Source organism: Pseudoalteromonas sp. SK18 (assembly GCF_001974855.1).
Lineage (GTDB): Bacteria > Pseudomonadota > Gammaproteobacteria > Enterobacterales > Alteromonadaceae > Pseudoalteromonas.
On record NZ_MTQB01000004.1, the window covers coordinates 167162 to 191346 of the forward strand.

Genomic DNA, 24185 nt, shown 5'->3' on the forward strand with positions numbered 1-24185 from the left:
CGGCCAATTTTATGAGCACATTAAAAGCTGATCGCGCCTTATTCTCATACCCTAAGTATTGGGCTGAGTGTTATGGCACAGCCCCATTTTTACCAACAACACGCGAAGAAATGGACGCGCTTGGCTGGGATAGCTGCGATATTATTATTATTAGCGGTGATGCTTATGTAGACCATCCTAGTTTTGGGATGGCCGTAATTGGCCGTGTGCTTGAAGCGCAAGGATTTAGAGTGGGCATTATTGCTCAGCCTGATTGGAACTCTAAAGATGCGTTTATGGCATTGGGTAAGCCTAACTTATTTTTTGGTATTACAGCCGGTAACATGGATTCGATGATCAATCGTTACACCGCTGAAAAACGTATGCGCCACGATGATGCTTATACACCGGGAAATGTAGGTGGTAAACGCCCTGACCGTGCCGTGATCATATACTCACAACGTTGTCGTGAAGCCTATAAAGATGTGCCACTGGTGTTAGGGGGCATTGAAGCCAGCTTGCGTCGTATTGCTCATTACGATTATTGGCAAGAGAAAGTACGCCGTAGTGTATTGTTTGACGCTAAGGGTGACATTTTAATTTATGGTAATGCCGAACGTCCATTAGTTGAAGTGGCGCATCGTATCGCTGCAGGTGAAACCATGGATACCATACAAGATGTGAGAGGCACGGCGGTTATTCGTAAGGAGCCTTTACCCGGTTGGCGCGGCAGTGATTCAACAGCTATTGATAAAATTGGTAAAATAGATCCTATTCCTAATCCTTATGGTGCGGATGATGTGGGTTGTGCTAAATCAGAATTTAAGCAAGCGGGTATTGATTTAAAAGCCGAAGCTGCAAAACCAATTACCATTCAGCCTGCGCGCCCTAAACCATGGGAAAAAACTTACGTTAAGCTACCCGCTTTTGAGCAGGTCAGTGTTAATAAACCATTGTATGCCCATGCATCGCGTATTTTGCACCAAGAAACTAACCCCGGTTGTGCAAGAGCGCTATTTCAGCGTCATGGCGATCGCTCTATTTGGGTGAATCCGCCAGCTTATCCACTTGAAACCCAAGAAATGGATGATGTGTTTGGTTTACCGTATCAGCGTATTCCGCACCCAAGTTATGGCGACGATAAAATTCCTGCTTACGATATGATTAAAACGTCGGTAAACATTATGCGTGGTTGTTTTGGCGGCTGTTCGTTCTGTTCTATTACTGAGCATGAAGGGCGAATAATACAAAGCCGCTCACAAGAATCAATTATTGAAGAGATTGAGCAAATTAGAGATAAAGTGCCGGGCTTTACTGGGGTTATTTCTGATTTAGGCGGACCGACCGCAAATATGTACAAACTGCGTTGTACCAGTAAAAAAGCAGAGAGTACCTGTCGCCGCTTGTCGTGTGTGTATCCTGATATTTGTAAGCATATGGATACTGACCATACCCCGACTATCGATTTATATAAAAAGGCGCGTGAGGTTAAAGGGATCAAAAAGATCTTAATTGCTTCGGGCGTACGTTATGACCTTGCTGTACGTGATCCTCGTTACGTTAAAGAGCTAGTAACTCATCATGTTGGTGGATATTTAAAAATAGCCCCAGAACACACAGAAGACGGCCCATTATCAAAAATGATGAAGCCGGGTATGGGCGCCTATGATGAATTTAAAGCGCTATTTGATAAGTACTCTAAAGAAGCAGGTAAAAAGCAGTATTTAATTCCATACTTTATTTCTGCTCACCCAGGGACTAAAGACGAAGACATGGTGAATATGGCTTTGTGGCTGAAATCGAATGACTTTAAGCTTGATCAGGTGCAAAACTTTTACCCATCACCGATGGCTAATGCGACCACCATTTATCATACTGAAATGAACTCGCTGCGTAATATTAAAAATAATACTGAGCAAGTTGCGGTACCAAAAGGCGCGCGCCAGCGTCGTTTGCATAAAGCGATTTTGCGTTACCATGATCCTGCCGGTTGGCCAATGATCCGTGAAGCCCTGCGTAATATGGGCAAAGCTAAACTCATTGGTAAAGGTCCAAATTGTTTAGTGCCAGAAGAAGGCAGAGATGAAAGGCAAGCCAAAGGCGGTAAAGGTAACAAGGGTGGTCGCCCTGCGCTTACTCGTCATACTGGCTTTAGTCAGTTTAAAAAAGCCAACACTAAACCTAAGGTGGGCGGTAATCGCCAGCGCGCAAGGTAAAGTAATTATCGGCTTAAACAAAAACACCGCGTATTGACGCGGTGTTTTTGTTTATAAAAAGATTGAAGCCTAAATCAATAACCAAGTTGCAGTGCCTAAAAAGGCAAATATACCAACAATATCAGTTACTGTGGTTAGTACCACACTGCCTGCCAGTGCTGGATCTATTTTCATTTTTTTAAGCAATAGTGGGATACTAGCACCCGCAATACCTGCTGCAACTAAATTCATAAACATAGCAAACGCTAAAACACCACCGAGTTTGAAATCCCATTGCCAAAGCGCAACGACACCGGCAATTAGGATAGACCAAACCATACCGTTAATCGCGCCGATAGCGAGTTCTTTTAATAATAAAAAACGTTGGTTAGTTTGGTTGATATGGCCCACCGCGATACCGCGAATAACCAAAGTTAAGGTTTGGCTGCCTGCAACCCCACCCATTGACGGGACAATGCCATTGAGCACAGCAAGAATTGGTAATATAGCTAAGGTGTTTTCAAAAAAGCTCGCCACAATTGCAGCCAGCAATGCAGTTAGTAAGTTTACACCTAGCCAAATTGAGCGCTTTTTAGAGCTTTTTAAGACCGGCGCAAAGGTATCTTCTTCATCATCAAGACCCGCTAAGCTTAATAAGCTATGCTCTGCATCTTCACGGATAACATCAACGATATCATCAATAGTAATACGACCAAGCAAATGCGCGTTGTCATCGACAACTGGTGCCGATATCCAGTTATGCCGTTCAAATAGTTGCGCTACTTCGCTTTCATCCATTGAAATAGGAATAGATTCACACTCTTCATCCATTAAATCCTGAACAATTTTCTCTGGAGGATTAGTTAATAAAGTGCTTAGCGATAAGGCGCCTAAAAAACAGTTATGTTTATCTACAACGTATAAGTCATCGGTGCCTTCTGGTAGCTCACCGCGTAAGCGAATATAACGTAGTACAACATCTAGAGTTACATCAGGGCGAATAGTTACGGTATCGATATTCATCAAGGCGCCAGCAGAGCGCTCCTGATAGGATAGAGCTTGTGTTGCACGTTCTCTATCTTGAATATCCATAGCGCTGACAACGTCTTTATAAACGGTGTCAGGCAGACTACGTAGCACTTCCCCTAAGTCATCATGGCCCATGTCTTCTGTTGCAGCCGCAATGTGCTCAGGTGCCATTTGCGCAATAATACCCAAACGTACGTCTTCAGAGAGCTCTTCAAGTACATCGCCCTGTACATCAGGATCAACCAGTTGCCAGAGCATGCGACGAATTTTATGGGGAGATGATTCTAAAAGAAGTGCGGTATCACAAGGTGCCGTTTTTGCTAGCATGCGCCTAACTTGAACAAATTGACCACTATTTAGTGACTTGGTCACCTGTTTTAGTTGTTGTAGTGGAATATCTTGTTCTAAAGCTTCAGGCATTGGCGTCCTTAATTAAATTTTATTACATAGTGGAAGGGTTATGAATGCTATTCAATTTTAGTTTATCTTACTTTATATGAGCAAACTACCTCAACCACTATTAACCTTAGCTTAGGATGATGATTTAATGATGAACTATTTTATTCTTGCTCATTAAATCGTTGGTCAATGAGCTCACCAATTGCATTAAGTGCAGGTTCTGCGTCAGGGCCTTCACATACTACCTTCACTTCTTTGCCTTGACTGCTCTCTAGTAACATAAGTGCTAATACACTATCGCCAGCGGCTTGTTTATCGTCTTGAAATAAAGTGATTGAGGCATCAAATTGCACAGAAAGCTGTGCCAGTACTGTTGCCGCTCTGGCATGCAGGCCTAATTTGTTTTTTATTAAAAATGTGTTTTCTAACCGCATTACTATTCTCTTTGATGTTATTCTTGTTCTCTGTGACGAATTTTTACATTAGGATGACTCATTGCAAAACTTTCACCTATAGTTTGCGCTAAGTAAACAGAACGGTGTTGTCCACCAGTACAACCTATGGCTATGGTCAAATAGCTGCGGTTATTTCTTTCTAAATGCGGCAACCATGTTTGTACAAAGGTTTGAATTTGCCATGTAAATTTTTGTACTATGCTGTGGCTGGCTAGGTAGTCTTTTACCGGTTGATCTAGCCCTGTGAGTGGCTTAAGTTCAGGCTCCCAATGCGGGTTTGGTAAAAATCGGGCATCGAATACGTAATCTGCTTCTTTGGGTATACCGTGCTTAAAACCAAATGACTCAAAGGTAATGATCAGTTGTTTGTCTTTTTTACCGAGTATTTTTTCACGGATAGACTCAGCCAGCTGATGCACACTTAAATCAGTGGTATCAATCATATGATCAGCATGATTGATCAAAACATCCAGTAGTTGTTTTTCTTTTTTTATTGCTAAATCAAGCGGTAGAGAATCAATAGAAAGAGGGTGAAGACGCCTAGTTTCCGAAAAGCGTTTAATTAATGTTTGATCGTCACTGTCTAAATAAAACACCGTTGGTTTAGTGAAACCAGGTAAATATTCAATGATTTCATTAAACTGTTGCTGCTCTTTAGGTAAGTTACGCACATCAACACTTACGGCAATTTTGTTGTAGCTGTCGGAAACACTTCGAACAAGAGATGGTAATAAATTTAAAGGAATATTATCTACACAATAATAACCTAAATCCTCAACAACCCGTAACGCAACAGATTTACCAGAACCTGAGCGACCACTTATAATTATTAATTCCATTTATCACCCTTTATTGTTACTACGGTTGACTGACAATGACTTGGTACAGCTCATTGTCGGATTTTGCCGCCCGTAATTGCTTACAAAATTCTTTATCGTTGAGCTTATCTGCAATGGTAGCTAAGGTCTTTAAATGCTGTTGATTGTCACCGTCGGGGACAATTAAGGCAACAAAAATGTCGACCGGTCGGTTATCTATCGCATCAAAATTAATAGCCGTTTCGCTCACCAGTATAAGTGCAAGAGGCTCTTGTGCACCACTCATACGACCATGTGGAATTGCAATTCCTCGGCCTATACCTGTGCTCCCTAGCTTTTCTCTAGCGGTTAACGCGTTGAGAATATCTTGTTGGGTTAAATAGGGCAGTTTATTGTGAGCCAATTCACTGATAAATTCTAAAATTCTTTTTTTACTATTAAAAAGGACCGCAGCTTTACTGCAGTCCTGACAGATAAGTGAGCTTAGTTTCATAGTGTTAGTGTCGAGCAAGTTTCTCTTTGTGTTTAATTACTTGACGATCTAGCTTGTCAATCAGCGAGTCTATAGCGGCATACATATCTTGATGTTCAGTAGAGGCAAAAATTTCAGCGCCACTAACATGAACGGTTGCTTCAGCTTTTTGGTTTAGTTTTTCTACATCGAGAATAACATGCACATTCGTTATGTGATCAGTGTGCCTCTGCAGCTTTGCAAATTTACTATTTACGTAGTCTCTAAGCGAGTCAGTAATATCTACATGGCGACCAGTTAAGTTCAGTTGCATAAACATTTTCCTCTTTGTTGTACGCCTTAAATCAAACTTTTTCGTTGATTCGACGGGGGAATAGCTAGAGATTCGCGATATTTTGCAATAGTTCTCCTTGCTACTTTAATTCCTTGCTCTGCCAATATATCTGCAATTTTACTATCACTCAATGGTTTAGCTGAGTTTTCTGCCGCGATTAATTTTTTAATTAATGCGCGAATTGCTGTTGATGAACATTCGCCACCGTTTTCAGTGCTTACATGGCTTGAAAAGAAATATTTAAGCTCAAAAATACCCCGTGGTGTATGCATGTATTTTTGCGTAGTAACACGCGAAATAGTCGATTCGTGCATTTCTACCATTTCTGCCACATCATTAAGCACCATAGGCTTCATCGCCTCAGGACCATGTTCAAAAAAGGCCTGTTGCTGTTGCACAATACAGTTAGTTACTTTAAGTAGCGTGTCGTTTCTACTTTCTAGACTTTTTATAAACCATTTTGCTTCTTGCAAGTGTGAGCGAATAAACTGGCTATCACCACTTGATTTAACAGTACGTGACATAGCCGCATATTGGCTGTTTACCCTAATTTTAGGCATGCTATCAGGGTTTAGTTCAACCACCCAACGCCCTTTAATTTTTTTAACCGACACATCAGGAATAACATACTCTGACTCTTCTCTGACAATAGTGTCTGCCGGTTTTGGGCTAAGGGTATGAATTAACGTCATGATCTCTTTAAGCTCATCTTCTTTGAGCTTAGTTTTTTTCATTAACGTGCGATAATCACGTGCAGCCAGCAAATCAATATGATCGGTTAAAATCATTTTTGTTTCGTTTAAAAAAGGCGTGTCTTTATCAAATTGATTAAGTTGAATACACAAACACTCTTGTAAACTACGCGCGGCTATTCCTACTGGATCAAATAATTGAATACGCTTTAATACCGCTTCTATTTCATCAAGTTCAACTTCATCTTCGTCGTCGTTTTCTTGATTAAAGCTTTCTAAAATTTCTTCACAGCTAAGGGTTAAAATACCTGAGTCGTCCACGGCTTCTACTATTGCAATCGCAATCGCTTCATCTGTAGGACTAAATGGCGTCAGTTGCAATTGCCACATTAAATATTCATGCAGCGTTTCAGTTGAAGAGCCTTGATAAATTGATTCATCTTCAGGCATCGGTCCCGATGAAGAGGCAGGTGCTGCGCTCATGTATTCATCCCATGTAACATCCATTGCCATATCATCGCTAATGGTGTCTTTGCTCATGGCTTCGCCGCTGTCTTGCTCATACTCGCTAGGTTTTTCGTCAGCTGAAGCACTTAGCGTTGATTCATCGTTATCGGCTTTTTGTTCGTTTTTACCCGCAGCATCTTCGCTGTAATCTTGTTCTTCAACTTCAAGCAAGGGATTGCTATCGAGCGCTTCTTGAATTTCTTGCTGGAGATCCAATGTACTGAGCTGCAATAAGCGAATTGCTTGTTGCAACTGTGGAGTCATTGTAAGTTGCTGGCCCATGCGCAGCTGTAATGATTGCCTCATTTATCTCTAACAATCCTTTTAAATTACGGTCTGTTGACCTTTACGGATTAAAATTTGTTCAAACTAGGGGCGGTTTAATCGCGGCGCGAGGTTTGTAACCTAGTGGGCTAAGTCAAAACCGAGCAACAAAAAGTAAATCGTCCCTAGGCAGAACCCGAAGGGCAGCGCCTGTTTGGCATTGATGCTGCGTTATCGCCTATTTATGGGGAATACCACATCACATAGGCTCTGCCTTGCCTAAATACCAAACAGACTGCTGCAAATTCAACCTTAAAAGGTCAACAGACCTAAGTATAATTAATCTTAGCAGATGCTTAGTGGAATAACACAAATATTAGAGCTTGAACTGCTCGCCCAAATAAACATCGCGTACTGTTTTATCGTTTAATACGTAATCTGGAGTGCCTGATGCAATTAACTCCCCATGAGAAACTATGTAGGCTTTTTCACAAACATCAAGTGTTTCGCGTACGTTGTGATCTGTGATCAATACGCCAATCCCTCGATTCTTAAGGTGCTCTATAATCTTTTTAATATCTAATACAGAGATAGGATCAACCCCTGCAAAGGGTTCGTCTAATAGTATAAATTTAGGGTTTGCTGCTAATGCCCGGGCAATTTCAACGCGGCGACGTTCACCGCCTGATAGGGCCATACCTTGGCTTTCACGAATATGTTGAATACTAAATTCATCAAGTAAATTATTTAAGGTATCTTCACGCTGTTGTTTATTAAGCTCTTTACGTGTTTCTAAAATAGCCATTAAGTTTTGGTAAACCGTCAGCTTTCTAAAAATCGATGATTCTTGTGGTAAGTAACCAATCCCTAAGCGAGCTCGGCTATGCATAGGTAATAAAGTGATATCTTGATCATCTATTGATATTTTACCTTTATCGCTCGGTACAAGGCCTACAATCATGTAAAAGGTAGTGGTTTTACCTGCGCCATTGGGGCCAAGTAAACCGACAATACTGCCAGCTTCGACTTCTAGGCCAACATTTTTCACCACTTCACGGCCTTTATAGCTTTTTGCTAATAGCTCTGCTTTTAATGTGCTCATGGTTGGCCTTTATCGTCTTCTTTTTTGTTTTCAACAGGCACCAAAATGGTGTGTACACGATCGGTTGAATTTTCATCTTTTTCTGCGCTAATCAACTGCTGCTCTATATCGTAGGTGATACTTTTAGCGGTAATTTTTTGACCTGCTTGAGCGATACTGGCATCACCGATTAAGGTTAAAAAACGTTGCGATACATCATAGCGAACTTCATTGGCACTGGCGCTCATGATGGTGCCATCAGCTTGTGTTTCTTCAAAGTAAGCAGGGCTACCTGTGGCAATTAAAAGTTGCTTATTCTCGCCTAAGTCATCACGTTTATGTACTTCTAAACGATCGGCGGTAATGCGGCGATTACCATGAATAATTTCAACATTTTTCTCAAAAATGCCCACGTTTTCTTTTAATTGACCTTCCTGTCTGTCAGCACTAATTGAAATTTGATTAGCCGCAGGGGCTTCAACGGTTTCCTCTGCATGGCTATGAAATGCAATCAGTAGTGAAGGAACAATTAAAATTTTAAATAGGTTATTGGTCATAATATAGGGTTCGCGTATGGTTAATAAGTTTAATCACTTCGGTTTTTAAATCGGCTTCAAGGCCTTTACCGATGATTTTTAAATTAGGTCCTGTAATAACGACTGGCTGCTGTGACTGCATAGTCAGTAGTTTTATATCTACATTGATGCTATCGGCTGTGATCGTATCGATCATGGCGTTATCGACTAAATTTAGCGCTTTCACATTACCCTCTAACACCAGTTGCCGATCGTCGTAGAGGGTGGCTTCATCAGCGTTAATACGCCATGTTTGCTGTTCGTTATATAACGTAAATATAGGTTTTTCAAAAAAGGTAAAACCGAGTTGTTGATATAACTCCATTTTTACCGCAGTCACTTTATGGCTTACTTTACCTTGATCATTATAAGCGGTTTGTTTTAGCTCAATCGCGGTATAATCGGGTTTAGCAATAACTTGAGTTTGTTCATCCGCAACAATATCTACTTGAGTAAAGTAAGGATACCAAAGCCAAACCATACAGCTTATGAATAAAACGCTCAGTATAATGCGCGCTACATTCATGAACTGGTTCCTTGGCTGGTAAGTGGCTTATTGTTTTCAAGCATTAGTAAGTCTGTTAGTTCTCTCACTGCGCCAAAGCCGCCAGGCAGCTGAGTAACATAATGCGATAAGCGTTTAATCAGCGGGTGGGCGTCGTTCACGGCTACTGCAAACCCGACTTTTTCCATTACCGGCATATCAGGGCCATCGTCGCCTATGTAGGCAATTTGCTCATCGCTAAGCGCTAATTTTTGTTTTAATTCTTGATAGGCGATGAGTTTGTCTTCTTGGCCTTGGTATATATGTTGTACGGTTAAGCTACTCATACGTTGTTGAACTATTTGTGAGTGACGACCTGTGATCACGGCAACTTCAAAACCACTATTAATAAGGGCTTTAATGCCAAATCCGTCTTTGGTATTAAATGCTTTGAGCTCTTCACCTTGGTTGCCAAGATAAATACGCCCATCAGAAAACACACCATCAATGTCGCAAATTAATAATTTTATTTTTTTGGCGCGCGCTTTTGCATCATCACTTAACGGTTGGTAAAGATCTTCAAACTGCATTTATAGCACTCCCGCTTTTAGTAAGTCTTGCATATTTAGTGCGCCAATGGGCTGATTATGCTCATTAATCACAATTAAACCATTAATACGTTTTTGTTCCATAATGTTCAGTGCTTCAGCCGCGAGCATGTCTTGTGTGGCTGTTGTGCATGATTTAGTCATCACAACATTAATTTCTGTGCTGTGTATATCAACACGTTGCTCTAAAATACGACGTAAATCACCATCGGTAAACAAACCAGATAATTGTTGGTTACCATCTATAATAGCGGTCATGCCAAGCCCTTTGGCTGACATTTCAATTAGGGCGTCTTTAATGGTTTGCGTTTCATTAATAATAGGCGTGTGAATACCGCTGTGCATTACATCTTTTAAGGTTAACAGTAAGCGTTTGCCTAAACTGCCACCTGGATGCGACAGTGCAAAATCATCTGCGGTAAAGCCACGGGCTTCCAATAATGCGACTGCCATTGCATCACCCATAGCGAGTGTTGCCGTGGTACTTGCCGTTGGCGCTAGGCCTAATGAGCAGGCTTCTTGTTCAACTTTAATACACACATGCACATTTGCCAATGTTGCCATAGTTGACGTTTCGTTACCTGTCATAGCAATCATTTTAGCGCCAATGCGTTTTAATACCGGAATAATATTAAGCACTTCACTGGTTTCGCCAGAGTTAGAAATAAGCATAACTACATCACTGGCGGTGATCATACCTAAATCACCATGACTCGCTTCACCAGGGTGAACAAAAAATGCGGGGCTACCAGTACTCGCTAAAGTGGCTGCTATTTTATTACCGATATGGCCCGATTTACCCATGCCAATAACAATTATACGGCCTGAGCAGTCATACATTAATTGACACGCTTGGTTAAAGCTTTCATTAACGTATTGTGCGATATCGTTGAGTGCTTGGCGTTCTATATCAAGGACGCGTAAGCCTTGTTGAATAAAATTTAGCGTTGCCATGGATCACCCTACTTGACTAAAAATATAACCTTGGTAAATCATAAATGCGACGATGAGCAAGCCACCTTCTAGTCTATTGATACGTCTTTGACCTCTAAAGTTCAATGACATAGCAATAAGTGCCAAGGTTGCACCTATCATAATGATAACATCACGGTTAGCTACTGATGCGTCAATAACCGATGGGTTAATTAATCCTGCCAGCGGTAATACCGCTAAAATATTAAAGATATTTGAGCCAACAATGTTACCCAGTGCTAGGTCATCTTCATTTTTAAGAACACCCGCAATAGAGGCTGCAAGTTCAGGTAAGCTGGTACCTATGGCTATTATGGTTAAACCAATTACTAAGTCACTTAGGCCAAAGTATTTAGCAATATCGACGGCTGAGCCAACTAAAAAGTGTGAACTAACCGGCAGTAAAATTATACCCACTACCAGCCAAAAAACGGCTTTTTTGGTTGGTACGTTGTCAGGTACTTCATCACAGGCTTCGCTAACAAAGGGGTCGTCTTGGTTTTTTGCTCGCAGTGAGACAAAAATAAGCCCACCAATAAAAACAACAAAACCAAACAGTAAGGCTGCGCCTTCAAAAAACGAAAAGTAGTTATCTGAAAAAATATACCAAGTGGCGATAGACACCAGTAATACCAATGGAATTTCACGCCTTAGTGTACTTGAAGAAACTGAAAGTGGTCTTAAAAGCGCTGTAATACCTAATACTAATAGTATGTTAGTTATATTTGAACCTACCGCATTACCAACCGCCGTATCGGTTTTATTAGCCAAAGCAGCTGAAGCGGATACCATCATTTCAGGCGCCGATGAGCCCATAGCTACCACGGTTAAACCTACTATTAATGTTGGTACGCCAAAGTTTTTAGCCAGTGCAGCTGCACCATAAACAAACCTGTCTGCACTCCATACGAGAGCTGCAAAACCGAGAATTAAAATGACAAACGAGGTAACCATTGTGATAAGCCAGCTAGTGTAAATTCAGATAGCGCGAATAGTAACAAAAGCCACCATAAAAGTATAAGTAAAAGAGTAAGCTGTAATACATTAGACGGTTATTAAAATAATTTTTTACTAAGTTGATTTGGTTGTTTAAGCGTCGGTTAAGTCAATTTATCGCAGTCTTATAACTGTTTTGGCGGCGCTATTACAAAATCTTACGAATTGTTTTTTCCATCTTGACCAAAAAACCCTTAAAATAGAAATATGAGAGAATATTGTTATGGAGAGCGACTTGTCGCAATCAATAGTAGAAGTAAAGGATGTTACCTTTTCTAGAGGCGATAGGGTCATATATAAAAATATGAGCTTTGATGTCCCAGAGGGTAAAATTACTGCCATTATGGGGCCAAGCGGAATTGGCAAAACCACGATGCTGCGCTTAATTGGTGGCCAGCTCAAACCTGACTCCGGTGATATTTTATTTAAAAAAGACAGCATAGTCGCCATGTCGCGTAAAGAACTCTACGCGGCACGTAAACGCATGAGCATGTTATTTCAAAGCGGTGCTTTATTTACCGATATGTCGGTGTTTGACAATATCGCATTTCCTATCCGCGAGCACACACAACTCAGTGAAGACTTAATCCGTCTAGTGGTTTTAATGAAACTTCAAGCCGTTGGCTTACGTGGTGCTAAAGATTTAATGCCTTCAGAGTTATCTGGTGGTATGGCACGTCGTGCAGCTTTGGCTCGCTCTATAGCGCTTGATCCTGAACTTATTATGTATGATGAGCCTTTTGCAGGACAAGATCCCATTTCAATGGGAGTGTTGGTTAAGCTGATTAAGTCATTAAATGAAGTGCTTGGTTTATCTTCTTTGATCGTTACACATGATGTGAATGAAGTAATGAGCATTGCCGACCATGTTATTATTATTGCCGAGCAAGGTGTGATTGGCAGTGGCACGCCAGATGAAATGCGTCAGCATGAATCACCACTGGTGCAACAATTTTTAAAAGGGTTATCAGATGGGCCTGTACCATTTCATTATCCAGCACAAACCTATGCAGATGAACTGTTAGGAGAGCCGCAGTAATGTTGGATTTACTACAAAAAATAGGCCATAAAACACTGGGTCGTTTTGCTGCACTTGGGCGTTCAACGCAAATGTTAGCAAGTGCGCTATGGCATTTACCCAATTTTAAAAAAGGTACGCCTCTACTGGTGCGCCAACTCTACATGGTTGGTTCACAATCGCTGTTGATTATTGTGGTGTCGGGCTTATTTATCGGCATGGTTTTAGCTCTGCAAGGTTATACCGTTTTAGTTGATTATGGTGCAGAAGACAGCCTTGGACCTCTAGTGGCGCTTAGCTTGTTACGTGAGCTGGGGCCTGTGGTTACTGCATTATTATTTGCAGGCAGGGCAGGCAGTGCGTTAACGGCTGAAATCGGTTTAATGAAAGCCACCGAGCAGTTATCGTCGCTAGAGATGATGGCTATCGACCCGCTTAGACGTATTATTGCGCCGCGATTTTGGGCTGGCTTAATTAGTATGCCGTTACTGGCGTTAATTTTTTCAGCGGTCGCTATTATTGGTGCTCACTTGGTGGGTGTTGATTGGCTAGGCGTTGATACCGGAAGCTTTTGGTCAATAATGCAAGCTCAGGTGTCGTTTGAAAAAGATATACTAAACGGTTTAATTAAAAGTATCGTATTTGCGATTGTTGTGACTTGGATTGCGCTTTATAAAGGGTATGACTGTATTCCTACATCAGAAGGGATCAGCAAGGCAACAACAGAAACAGTGGTGCACTCATCACTGGCGGTATTAGGTTTTGACTTTATTTTGACAGCGGTAATGTTTACTAGCTAATAGGGTATTAAATAATGAATTCACGGAAATTAGAAATTTTAGTTGGTTTTTTTGTCGCACTAGGTATTTTGGCGTTTTCAATGCTAGCGCTTAAAGTGGCCAATTCAGGTATTAGCGGCTCAGGTGAAACCTACACATTAAACGCCAAGTTTGAAAATATAGGCTCATTAAAAACTCGCGCGCCTATTAAAGTAGGGGGAGTTGTTATTGGTCGTGTCGAGTCAATTTATGTGCACCCGCAAGAGTTTTTACCTGTGGTGAACATGAGTATTGATGCGCAGTATTTATGTCGTTTTTCAGACACCAGTTCTATCTCAATTTTAACCTCGGGTATTTTAGGCGAGCAATATTTAGGTATTAACCCTGTGATCGCCTCAGATTCAGCTAAACAACGTTGTTTAGGCGAAGATGTTGCAAACAGTGCGCAAGACCAAGCTATTGACGATTTATTTGGGGTGCAAAGCAAAGCATTAGCAAGTGGCGATTCAATCACTGATACTAAGTCGGCATTGGTACTTGAAGAATTAATTGGCCAGTTTTTATTCAACCAAGGTAGTGAGTAATTATTATGTTGAAAACATTTTTAGCAAATGTCGCATTGGTAAGTTTAATGCTAGTACAAAGCGTGCATGCCGATGAAGTTAAATTGGTTGATCCGAATAAAATGGTGCGTCAGGTTGCTGATAATACTTTTGAGCGTATTACCAAAGACCAGCCATTAATATCTACCAACAAAGAACATTTAAGGGTCATCGTTGAAGAAGAACTGATGCCTTACATTGACTACAAATATGCGGCACTAAGAGTGTTAGGTAGTGAAGTGTCAAAGGTACGCGCGATTACCGATAAAGCAGAAAAAGCTAAAGCAATTAAAGATATTCAGCGTTTTATTGGTGCGTTTAGAGAGTACCTAGTTGCCACTTATGCAGGTGTGTTTACCCAGTACACTAATCAACAAGTTGAATTTGCTGCTGAGCAACCTTTTAAAGGTAAAGATGTGGTGGTGGTAAAAACCAAAATTGTAGAAGCCGGTAAACCCGACATTAAAATTGATTTTAAAGTACGTGAAGACCGAAGCGGTGAATGGCGCGCTTACGATATGATTGCTGAAGGTATTAGTTTACTTGATGCAAAGCAAAGCGAGCTACAAGGTATTTTACGCCAACAAGGTATTGACCATGTTAGCGACTTACTAGAGCAAAAAAGTAAGTTACCGGTTCAGTTTAGAGGCAGCGACACAAATGAGTAAATTGGCAATCAGCCAAGTCGATGAGCAGCACTTAAGAGTCAGTGGTGAATTGACTCATAATTCAATTGGCAATGAACGGCTTCTGAACACCAAGCGACAAACTAAGCATAAAACCCTTTATTTTGACCTAAGTGAGGTCACAAGGGTTGACACAGCCGGCTTAGCTTGGTTAATTCACTCTTTTACAGAATTTAAGCAGCAAGGCATTCGCCTTGAATTGCAAAACCCACCTGAACAACTGCAAAACCTTATGCAGTTGGGTCAGGTTACAACCCTATTTGAGTGAGAGTTATGGAAACGAGTCAAGTCGAAACATTATTACGCGACGAGCTTCAGTTAGCTGAAGTACATGTAAAAGCCAATGGCAGTCATTATGAAGTAATTGCAGTTGGTGAATGCTTTGACGGATTAAGTCGTGTTAAAAAGCAACAATTAGTGTATGGCCCATTAATGAATACTATTTCAGATGGCACCATTCATGCTGTTTCTATCCGCGCTTTTACTCCGACTGAGTGGAAACGTGAGCAAAAATTCATTTTACCGCAATAAATAAGGCCCCTTAGATGGATCAATTTTTAATTCAAGGTGGCACTTCGCTGGCTGGTGAAGTAACTATTTCTGGCGCTAAAAATGCGGCACTGCCTATTTTATTTGCAGCCTTATTGCCCGAGGGTAAAAGTACCTTTACTAATGTACCGCGCCTTCGCGATATTATTACTACAGAAGCTTTATTAAAAACCTTAGGCGCTGATGTTCAGTGGCAAGGTGATTCACTGATTATTGATGGTGCAACGGTAAATAGTACGTTAGCGCCTTATGAATTAGTAAAGCAAATGCGCGCATCAGTGCTCGCACTTGGCCCTTTAGTCGCTCGCTTTGGTGAGGCACAAGTATCCTTGCCAGGTGGCTGTGCTATTGGTGCACGCCCAGTTGATATTCATATTCAAGGTTTAGAGCGCATGGGCGCGCAAATAACGGTGGAAAATGGTTATATTAATGCCAAAGTAGATGGACGCTTAAAAGGCGCTGAAATTTTCATGGAAATGATCAGTGTCGGTGCTACCGAAAACTTACTCATGGCGGCAACGCTTGCAGATGGCAAAACTGTTTTAGAAAATGCAGCGCGCGAGCCTGAAATCATCGACTTAGCTAATTGCTTAATTGCAATGGGCGCTAAAATTACCGGTGCAGGCTCTAGCCGTATTGAGATTGAAGGGGTTGAGCGTTTATCGGGTTGTGAACACCGCATATTACCGGATCGTATTGAAACGGGTACCTTTTTAGTGGCCGCCGCGATGGCCGGTGGTGAAGTACTATGTAAAATGACCGACTTTCATTCACTTGAGCCGGTAATAGAAAAGTTACGTGCAACCAATGCGTTACTAGAAGTGCATGATGACAGTATTTATCTTGATATGCGTGGCCGAGAGCTTAAAGCGGTTAATATTAAAACTATGCCGCATCCAGGTTTTCCAACCGACATGCAAGCTCAATTTACCGCTTTAAATGTAGTAGCTAATGGCAGTGCGACCATTACCGAAACTATTTTTGAAAATCGTTTTATGCATGTACCTGAGCTACAGCGTATGGGTGCTAATATTCGCCTTGAAGGCAATACAGCTTTTTGTGGTGAAACACAAAGCTTATCGGGTGCGCAGGTTATGGCAACCGATTTACGAGCATCTGCGAGCCTTATTTTAACTGGAATTGTGGCTCAAGGTGAAACGGTTGTTGACCGTATTTATCATGTAGATAGAGGCTATCAGCGTATTGAAGACAAACTCAGTGCGCTAGGTGCTAACATCAAACGCAAAAGCAACTAGTTAGTTAAAGACATAAAAAACGCGATGATCTATCGCGTTTTTTATGTCTAATGCCAAAGTATAAATAAGCGCTTTATAGCTTGGTTTCAAGCTCCGCAACCTTCACCATTATTTTTTCTATTTCACCATTACGGTATAGCTCAAACTCAATTTCTTTACCTGGCTCGGTCCCACCTATTTTTTTCAATACATTTTGTGGATTAGCCACAGAAAGTCCGGCAATTTTAATCACAATATCTTGCTCTTCTATACCCGCTTGCCATGCTGGACCTAAAGGGTCTAAGTTGGTAATACGCATGCCTGCAACGGGTGTTAGGCTATCATTGACCTCTTTGCCTGTACTATCTACTGCGGTACCTTCAAAGCCTAAATAACCGCGTACAACTCGTCCATGGCGAATAAGCTTACTCATAACTTCTTTAGCAAGGGTGTAAGGTACAGCAAAAAATATTCCCTGAATGTTTAAGTTCTCACGGGTTTTAAATTGGGCAGAAGTTATCCCCACTAAGTCGCCATTAGAATTTACCAGTGCCCCCCCTGAGTTGCCCACGTTAATGGCAGCATCCATTTGCAATAAATTATTGTAGGGGCTGTCAGTAATTTTTTGCTTACCGGTGGCGCTAATGATCCCCTGAGTAATTGTTTGCCCTAAATTTAATGGGTTGCCAATTGCTAACACCAAATCACCTACACTTGTGGTGTAGTTGTCATTAACAGGGATAACGGGGAGGTGGTTGGCATTTATTTTTAATAATGCTAAATCGGTAATGGTATCAAAACCAATAAGTTGCACATCAAAAAAGCGCCTACCATCGGTAAGGATGACCAGTATTTGATCGGCATTATTGATCACATGGTAGTTAGTTAATATATAGCCATCGGGTGACATGATCACCCCAGATCCTAACTCTTGCACAGTATTTTGGCGCTTGTAGCGTGGCTCTTTAGAAATGCTTTCTGAAAAAATAGTGACAACCGATGGTGCCGCACGTTTAACCGCATCAGAAAAGCTCAAATGGCTGGCGGTCATCGCACTGGGCAGGGGAACATTAGGTAGTAATGCAGTACGCATGTTAGGGCTGAAAAAAACCACTAAAAAAGCAATGCCTAAACCGGCAAATAAAGGAGGAAGTACAAATTTTAGAAGTTTAAGCACGGTATTCTTATTGTTAGTGAGCAATCCCTTTATGATGGCACAAAAAAAATAACAGCGGCAAGTGCCGCTGTTACTTTTATTGAGTTTATTTAGCCTCAGTGAAGCGCTGAATTACGCATCTTGAGGTGATTTGGGTAATACTATTACTGAATTAATACAAAGATAGACTCGCGTCCGCGTTTAACACCTAACACAATATTACCTTGAATATCGTCGATAATTTGGTTCATGTCGCGAATGCTTTCTACCCGTTGACGGTTTACTTGCACAATAACATCGCCTTCTTCAAGGCCAACCCGTGCTGATGGTGAACGAGGATCGACAGAGGTTACCTCAATGCCTTTCATTTTGTTTTTCTTCACATTTTCAAGTGTTGCACCTTGGAATGCGGGGTGTAACTCTTCGCCGGCAGCGGTAATTCCTGATGCGCCATCTAGGGTAACTTCAACGTTTTTAACTTTACCGTCACGATAAATTCCTAGCTGCACTTCACGGCCTTCACCTAAGGTGGCTATTTTGCTTCGCAGTTCATGGAAGCCACTAATCTCACTGCCATTAATGCTAATAATCACATCGCCTGCTTTAATACCGGCTTTGCTGGCAGCTGTATCATCGAGTACCTGCATAACGTAAGCACCTTGTTTAACATCAAGCTGCTGTGCTTTGGCAAGGCCTGCATCAAGAGGGCGGCCTGAAATACCTAGCGAGCCACGGCGTACTTCACCATGCTCTACAATTTGATCAACAAGGTTTTTCATCATATTTGATGGAATAGCAAAACCAATCCCCACATTACCACCCGATGCACCTAAAATAGCGGTATTAATACCAATTAACTCACCGTTTAAATTAACTAAAGCGCCACCTGAGTTGCCTTGGTTAATCGCGGCATCGGTTTGAATGAAATCTTCGTAACCTTCAATATTTAAACCACTACGACCTAATGCGCTAACAATACCTGAGGTAACGGTGTGGCTTAAACCAAACGGGTTACCAATAGCTACAGCAAAATCACCGACACGTAAGTCATCTGAGTTAGCAAGTTTTACCGCGGTTAATTCATCTGCGTCTATTTGTAGTAGCGCAATATCAGACTCTTTATCGCTACCAATTTTTGTTGCATCATATTCGCGACCATCTTCGAGGGTAACCACCATTTTTTCGGCGTCTTGTACTACATGGTTGTTAGTAACCACATAGCCTTTATCGGCATCAATAATAACGCCAGAGCCTAAACCACTAAACTGTCGCTTTTGGCTACGTGGCTGGGGGTTGCCAAAAAAGAAATCGAGTGGGTCACCACGTCGACGCACTTCTTTAGAGCCTGAAACCTGAATACTCACTACGCCAGGGGTGATTTGCTCAAGCATAGGGGCAAGTGTTGGTAATTGTTGACCATTAACGGCAACCGGCAACTTAGCAAACGAGGCGGTTGGACTTAATAATAAGCTAGTAGATAAAATAGCAGCACTGATAAGTGATAATTTCATTTTCATAGTCAGGGTTTACTCCACTTAAAAAGCAAAAGGCTGCAATAAGCAGCCTCAAAAAAGTATCTTAGTAAGATAAAACAACAAAGCTGTTATATCTAAAGACTATGGGGTCAAAAAAAAGTTCATCAAGATGCTTTAGAAGTATTCACATCACCTGCAAATAAACCTGATTTACCCGACACATAATCAGCTGGTTGAGCATCGGCGTTAGAGCGGTCTGAGCTACGTTCTTTTAATGACGCTTGTAACTGCTCTGTGGTTTCTTTAGAGAAAAACGGTTCAGCAGGGGCTTTATTTCTGTCTTCAAGTAACAGTTGATTGGTTTCTTCAACATGGCTTAATAACTGATCGTAGTTTTCTTTCATTTTGTTTACTAACTTACCAGTACTTGCTAAATGGTCGGCTACATCTTGGCGATACTGCTCTAAAGTATGCTTAGCTTGCTCTGCTTGTTGCTCTAACTCATCTTGTTTAAATTGTTTTTTAGTGACAAAGGCACCAACGAAAAATGCAGCAATAGCAACCACTATCACTAAGCCTACCCATGTAAATGTACCCATAAATTCACCTCTTTGCGAAAATAACTAAAAATATTTAGTTCAATAATAATTCATACTAAGTCTAATATACCCTGAGTATTGATGCGTGTTAATATGCATTACAAATTAAACTGTGTTTTAACTGTAAATAGATATGACTCCTTGGCAAACATACCAGCAAGACCTTCAACGCGATGACTTTGTACATGACGCAGCACAAGAAAATGCAGTTCGTCATTTACAGCGTTTATACGACGATTTAACACAAGCAAAACCGCAATCTAAAGGTTTTTTTGCAAAGCTTTTTAATAAAGCTGAACCCGCACCTATAAAAGGATTGTACTTTTGGGGTGGCGTAGGCCGAGGTAAAACTTACCTAGTTGATACTTTTTACGAAGCTTTGCCTGGCGATAGAAAAATGCGAGTGCATTTTCACCGCTTTATGCACCGAGTGCACGATGAGCTTAAAAAATTAAACAACACAGCAAACCCTTTAGAAACAGTAGCAGATATTTTCAAAGCTGAGACTGACATTATCTGTTTTGATGAGTTTTTTGTACAAGACATTACCGATGCCATGTTACTCGGTGGTTTAATGGAAGCGCTATTCGCTCGCGGTATTGTGTTAGTTGCAACCTCTAATATTGTACCTGACGACTTATACCGCAATGGTTTACAGCGTGCCCGTTTTTTACCGGCTATTGCCTTAGTGAACAAGCATACTGAAATAGTTAATGTGGATTCAGGTGTTGATTACCGATTGCGAACTCTTGAACAAGCAGAAATTTTTCATAGTCCGCTTGATGAACAAGCAGATAAAAACCTATTCGAATATTTTGATAAGCTCTCGCCGGAAGTCGGTAAACTAGACACCCCAATCGAAATAGAAGGGCGAATGATCAAAACTCGTAAGGTGTCTGATTGCATCGTTATGTTTGAGTTTAGCGAACTGTGTGAAACGGCCCGTAGCCAAGTTGATTACATGGAAATAAGCCGATTATATAACACGGTGATTTTATCTAACGTGAAACAGCTTGGGCAAAATAATGATGATGCAGCAAGGCGTTTTATTGCGTTGGTAGATGAATTTTATGAGCGTAATGTAACGTTAATTATCTCTGCAGAAAAACCCATTACCGAGCTGTATACACAAGGCAATTTAAACTTTGAATTTAAACGCTGTATTAGTCGTCTGCAAGAAATGCAATCGTTAGAGTATTTAGCCCGAGAGCATTTAGCTTAAAATACGAAGGTTAGAATTAACGGATTGCGAGCAACGGGCTACGAGTTGAAATTACGTAGCAGCGGGTTTACCCCGCGTAAATTTGGTTATTTCTCGAACCTCGAACCCCGAGGCTTTATTCTGCGCAAGATTTTCTTCTCTGTGTAGCGTGCAGCGCCTCGGTGCACTCCGTGGTGCAAAAAATTAAAACATTATTTACCACAGAGGAAGAGATTAAAGACAAAGGTTTTAGGCAGAGATTAAGCCAAGCACAGTGTTTGGGTTAAACCTAGGCGTGGCTTTGCGCCGCGTAAAAGTTGCAGCGGGTATGCTCCGCGTCTTTTTTAAAGGTCAAAGCGAAAGGTAAAGAGCGACGGGCTGCGGGTCTCGAGCAAAACACCTAACTTCTAAATAAAAAAACCTTGCGATGTTAACCGCAAGGTTTTTTTATTTCTCGAACCTCGAACTTATCTCATAGTAAACTAATACTCTGTACATCCAAATCTGGAAACACTCTGGAAACCTACATATTATCTAGTTTAGGAGGCTTTTCCAGAAAAAGTGAAAAATCGCAAAGAAATTTGGACTTTTTTGAGTTCTGGAAAGTAGTTTTCCAGATTTTGTACTTTCCATTTTTAAGAGTTACACCGTTGGATTATATTATTAAGATAATTTAAAAACTTTTTACTAGCACGAAAAGGTTTCATCGTATTAAAAAGACTAATTCAAAATCTAATTTTCTATGCTAATCTTTGAAAGACTTCAATAAAATAGGAATGGAAAGCCTTTGAAAAAAATTGATTTACACATACATACTGTCAGTACACCGAGCGATAAGAAATTTACTTTTAGTATGGAGCGGATGAAATGGTATGTAGAAGAGGCTAAATTAGACGCCATCGCAATTACTAATCATAATATGTTTGATTTAGAGCAGTTCCGTATAATCCAACAACAGCTTGCAGTTAAAGTCTTTCCAGGAATTGAGGTAGATATAGAGGGAACTCACCTTTTAGTAATAGCTGAAGATAATGAGTTAAATGACTTTAAAAGTCGCTGCGACATGATTACAGAACTCATACCTGATAAATATACTTCGATTACATTTGAAGAATTCCATGAAGTTTTTACAAGCCTTTCAAATTACCTGTTGATCCCTCATTACAAAAAGTCCCCAGAAATAAAAGAGGAGACGCTCAATAAGCTGAGAGAGCATGTAATGACTGGTGAGGTTACAAGCCCTAGGAAGTTTATTTACAGTATTAAAGATGCAGATGCACTCGTGCCTGTATGTTTTAGTGACTTACGTGTAGAAGATAAATTAAATGTTGTTCCTCCAAGGCATACATATATTGATGTTGGGGAAATTACACTCAAAGCTTTAAAGCTTGCACTATCAGATAAGTATAAAGTACATCTTTCAAAAGAAGAAGGGCATCAATTCTTTGAGGCGTTGAATAATGGCTTGAAATTATCTACAGGTTTAAACGTTGTTCTAGGCGAACGTTCGACTGGTAAGTCACATACACTCAATTTAATTGCGGAGCAGAATACAACTGAAGATGTAAAAGTTAAGTATGTTAGGCAGTTTTCTCTGTTACAGAGAGATGAAGATGATGAAAGGGATTTTTCTAGGAGTCTTTCGACGAGTCAATCCAGGATTACCGAGAACTATTTAAAGGAATTTAAAGAGTCAGTTGATTTGATGAGAGATGTTGATATTAGTCGTTCAGATAGAGAGCTTAATGACTTTGTTGATTCTTTACTGAGTCATGCTGCTGAATCGCATAAACTTGATGCTTTTGCTAAGGCTCATTTATTCACTGAATCAGGCTTTACTATTGATGATTTAGATTCATTGAAGACTCTCATCAATGCGGCTATGGTTTTAGCTGATAACTCTGGGTATAGAGAGATTATCAATAGATATGTTTCGGATGATAATCTAAAAAATTTGGTTGTTGATTTAATAAAAGAACATAACAAAAATAAAGACCTGGAACTCAAGAAATCATTTGTTAATGATCTTGTAGACAATATTAAAAGTGAGTTGAAAATGCATACAGCCGCAGCTCCAATTAGTGATGTCAATCTATATAAGCATGCTCTAGACCTTAAGAGGGTCGAGAAATTTAATACTCTGTGTCGGAATATAAAACAAGACACTGAGTTCCTTCGTAAGGATATCCAAGGATTTTCTAAGGTAGCAAAAAGAAGCAAATTTACAAATGCTCGTGATGTTGGTGGTGTATTAAGTCGAAGGATTTCTTTCGTTAGCTCCTTCTCTAAGTACGAAGAGACTGGCTTTAGTTACTTGAAGGAATTACGAAAAATAGAAGAACTCGCCGAGACTGAGTACCACAAATTGTTTGTTAAAATTAACTACGATATTTTGAATTCTTCTGGGTACCAGGTATCAGGCGGGGAGAGATCTGAATATCGATTATTACAAGAAATAAGTGATGCTAGTCAATTTGATTTACTATTGATTGATGAGCCAGAATCTTCTTTTGACAACATATTTTTATATAAAAAAGTAAATCGTCTTATAAAGGAAATGTCTGGCTTCATGCCCGTAATTCTGGTGACACACAACAGTACCGTTGGTGCATCAATAAAGCCTGATTATCTTGTGTATACAAGCAAGAGGGTAAATGATGGAAAAGTTGAGTATGATTTATATACAGGTTACCCAACGGATAAGGTACTAGTTGGCCTTGATGGCATGGAAACTGATAATCATAAAGTACTGCTTGATTGTTTAGAAGCAGGTCGTGAACCTTATGCAGTTAGGAGAAAAGAATATGAAGTGCTTGAAGATCGTTAATGGCAAAGGAGAGTTTTCTTTGGATGGGGATTCTTGGAAAGTGTTGGATGATATATCTAAGGAGGACATATTGTAGTGGCATAGTTAATTTGGCCACCCATTAAGAAAGAAATGTTATGCTAATAAGCATACAAATTTGGGTGAAAAAATGACGAAATTAAAACGCGCAACGTATTCTGCGGCAATCAAATTAGAAAC

Annotated in this window: 25 protein-coding genes; 10 read left to right on the forward strand and 15 right to left on the reverse strand. The window is 40.6% G+C overall.

All coding sequences use genetic code 11. The features are described from left to right. Positions 1 to 11: 11 nt before the first annotated feature. Complete coding sequence (locus tag BW139_RS05150) at positions 12 to 2195, forward strand: YgiQ family radical SAM protein (RefSeq protein WP_076918905.1); 2184 nt, start codon at positions 12 to 14, stop codon at positions 2193 to 2195. A gap of 69 nt (positions 2196 to 2264) precedes the next feature. Here BW139_RS05150 and mgtE read toward each other — a convergent pair whose 3' ends face one another. From mgtE to BW139_RS05210, 12 genes are all read right to left on the reverse strand, one after another. Then, on the reverse strand, positions 2265 to 3623 hold the full coding sequence (gene mgtE, locus BW139_RS05155; RefSeq protein WP_008115512.1) for a magnesium transporter: 1359 nt from the start codon (positions 3621 to 3623) through the stop codon (positions 2265 to 2267). A gap of 140 nt (positions 3624 to 3763) precedes the next feature. Beyond that, a complete protein-coding gene (locus BW139_RS05160; protein WP_008115514.1) occupies positions 3764 to 4036 on the reverse strand; it encodes an HPr family phosphocarrier protein in 273 nt (90 codons plus the stop codon). Positions 4037 to 4053: 17 nt separating this feature from the next. Continuing rightward, complete coding sequence (rapZ, locus tag BW139_RS05165) at positions 4054 to 4896, reverse strand: RNase adapter RapZ (protein ID WP_008115516.1); 843 nt, start codon at positions 4894 to 4896, stop codon at positions 4054 to 4056. A gap of 19 nt (positions 4897 to 4915) precedes the next feature. Next, on the reverse strand, positions 4916 to 5368 hold the full coding sequence (gene ptsN / locus BW139_RS05170) for a PTS IIA-like nitrogen regulatory protein PtsN (RefSeq protein ID WP_033104262.1): 453 nt from the start codon (positions 5366 to 5368) through the stop codon (positions 4916 to 4918). 4 nt (positions 5369 to 5372) lie between these two features. After that, positions 5373 to 5660, reverse strand: a complete 288-nt coding sequence (gene hpf / locus BW139_RS05175) for a ribosome hibernation promoting factor (protein WP_008115519.1) — start codon at positions 5658 to 5660, stop codon at positions 5373 to 5375. Between the two features lie 26 nt (positions 5661 to 5686). After that, positions 5687 to 7186, reverse strand: a complete 1500-nt coding sequence (locus tag BW139_RS05180; protein ID WP_008465110.1) for an RNA polymerase factor sigma-54 — start codon at positions 7184 to 7186, stop codon at positions 5687 to 5689. A 334-nt stretch (positions 7187 to 7520) separates the two neighbouring features. Further along, positions 7521 to 8246, reverse strand: coding sequence for an LPS export ABC transporter ATP-binding protein (lptB, locus tag BW139_RS05185; protein WP_076918906.1), 726 nt, complete (start codon positions 8244 to 8246; stop codon positions 7521 to 7523). Then, on the reverse strand, positions 8243 to 8782 hold the full coding sequence (gene lptA / locus BW139_RS05190) for a lipopolysaccharide transport periplasmic protein LptA (RefSeq protein WP_008115524.1): 540 nt from the start codon (positions 8780 to 8782) through the stop codon (positions 8243 to 8245). Before lptA ends, lptB begins: the two co-directional genes overlap by 4 nt. Continuing rightward, on the reverse strand, positions 8772 to 9326 hold the full coding sequence (gene lptC, locus BW139_RS05195) for an LPS export ABC transporter periplasmic protein LptC (RefSeq protein WP_008115526.1): 555 nt from the start codon (positions 9324 to 9326) through the stop codon (positions 8772 to 8774). Before lptC ends, lptA begins: the two co-directional genes overlap by 11 nt. Further along, entirely contained in the window at positions 9323 to 9874 is a 552-nt protein-coding gene (kdsC, locus tag BW139_RS05200) for a 3-deoxy-manno-octulosonate-8-phosphatase KdsC (RefSeq protein WP_008115528.1), read from the reverse strand. Before kdsC ends, lptC begins: the two co-directional genes overlap by 4 nt. After that, entirely contained in the window at positions 9875 to 10846 is a 972-nt protein-coding gene (locus BW139_RS05205) for a KpsF/GutQ family sugar-phosphate isomerase (RefSeq protein WP_008115530.1), read from the reverse strand. A gap of 3 nt (positions 10847 to 10849) precedes the next feature. Beyond that, positions 10850 to 11818: a calcium/sodium antiporter gene (locus BW139_RS05210; RefSeq protein WP_076918907.1), complete on the reverse strand. Its 969-nt coding sequence runs from the start codon at positions 11816 to 11818 to the stop codon at positions 10850 to 10852. Between the two features lie 265 nt (positions 11819 to 12083). Here BW139_RS05210 and BW139_RS05215 point away from each other — a divergent pair, with 265 nt between their 5' ends. Genes BW139_RS05215 through murA form a run of 7 tightly spaced genes read left to right on the forward strand, consistent with a single transcriptional unit; the run spans position 12084 to position 16750 of the window. After that, positions 12084 to 12899 carry an ATP-binding cassette domain-containing protein gene (locus BW139_RS05215; RefSeq protein WP_076918908.1) on the forward strand — a complete coding sequence of 272 codons (816 nt, stop codon included), beginning with the start codon at positions 12084 to 12086 and terminating at the stop codon, positions 12897 to 12899. After that, complete coding sequence (gene mlaE / locus BW139_RS05220; RefSeq protein WP_008115536.1) at positions 12899 to 13678, forward strand: lipid asymmetry maintenance ABC transporter permease subunit MlaE; 780 nt, start codon at positions 12899 to 12901, stop codon at positions 13676 to 13678. Before BW139_RS05215 ends, mlaE begins: the two co-directional genes overlap by 1 nt. A 14-nt stretch (positions 13679 to 13692) precedes the next feature. Continuing rightward, positions 13693 to 14241, forward strand: coding sequence for an outer membrane lipid asymmetry maintenance protein MlaD (mlaD, locus tag BW139_RS05225; protein ID WP_008115537.1), 549 nt, complete (start codon positions 13693 to 13695; stop codon positions 14239 to 14241). A 5-nt stretch (positions 14242 to 14246) separates the two neighbouring features. Next, positions 14247 to 14927, forward strand: coding sequence for a phospholipid-binding protein MlaC (locus BW139_RS05230; protein ID WP_008115538.1), 681 nt, complete (start codon positions 14247 to 14249; stop codon positions 14925 to 14927). Continuing rightward, positions 14920 to 15213: a lipid asymmetry maintenance protein MlaB gene (locus BW139_RS05235; RefSeq protein WP_076918909.1), complete on the forward strand. Its 294-nt coding sequence runs from the start codon at positions 14920 to 14922 to the stop codon at positions 15211 to 15213. Before BW139_RS05230 ends, BW139_RS05235 begins: the two co-directional genes overlap by 8 nt. A gap of 5 nt (positions 15214 to 15218) precedes the next feature. Continuing rightward, on the forward strand, positions 15219 to 15476 hold the full coding sequence (locus BW139_RS05240; RefSeq protein WP_007378312.1) for a BolA family protein: 258 nt from the start codon (positions 15219 to 15221) through the stop codon (positions 15474 to 15476). 14 nt (positions 15477 to 15490) lie between these two features. Next, positions 15491 to 16750: a UDP-N-acetylglucosamine 1-carboxyvinyltransferase gene (gene murA / locus BW139_RS05245; RefSeq protein ID WP_076918910.1), complete on the forward strand. Its 1260-nt coding sequence runs from the start codon at positions 15491 to 15493 to the stop codon at positions 16748 to 16750. 73 nt (positions 16751 to 16823) lie between these two features. Here murA and BW139_RS05250 read toward each other — a convergent pair whose 3' ends face one another. The 3 genes from BW139_RS05250 to BW139_RS05260 all read right to left on the reverse strand — a co-directional run bounded on the left by BW139_RS05250 (position 16824) and on the right by BW139_RS05260 (position 19959). After that, positions 16824 to 17906 carry a trypsin-like peptidase domain-containing protein gene (locus BW139_RS05250; RefSeq protein ID WP_076918911.1) on the reverse strand — a complete coding sequence of 361 codons (1083 nt, stop codon included), beginning with the start codon at positions 17904 to 17906 and terminating at the stop codon, positions 16824 to 16826. 143 nt (positions 17907 to 18049) lie between these two features. Beyond that, the gene (locus BW139_RS05255) at positions 18050 to 19402 is read right to left on the reverse strand and encodes a Do family serine endopeptidase (protein WP_054202364.1); all 1353 of its coding nucleotides are present in this window, start codon (positions 19400 to 19402) and stop codon (positions 18050 to 18052) included. A 122-nt stretch (positions 19403 to 19524) separates the two neighbouring features. Then, the gene (locus BW139_RS05260; RefSeq protein ID WP_010390580.1) at positions 19525 to 19959 is read right to left on the reverse strand and encodes a YhcB family protein; all 435 of its coding nucleotides are present in this window, start codon (positions 19957 to 19959) and stop codon (positions 19525 to 19527) included. Between the two features lie 133 nt (positions 19960 to 20092). Between BW139_RS05260 and zapE the strand changes: the two genes are divergently transcribed. Together zapE and BW139_RS05270 are read left to right on the forward strand one after the other, a co-directional pair. Continuing rightward, positions 20093 to 21181 (forward strand): cell division protein ZapE, encoded by a 1089-nt coding sequence (gene zapE / locus BW139_RS05265; protein WP_010390581.1) that lies wholly within the window; start codon positions 20093 to 20095, stop codon positions 21179 to 21181. 766 nt (positions 21182 to 21947) lie between these two features. After that, a complete protein-coding gene (locus tag BW139_RS05270) occupies positions 21948 to 23987 on the forward strand; it encodes a PHP domain-containing protein (protein WP_024596479.1) in 2040 nt (679 codons plus the stop codon). The last annotated feature ends 198 nt before the right edge of the window (positions 23988 to 24185 follow it).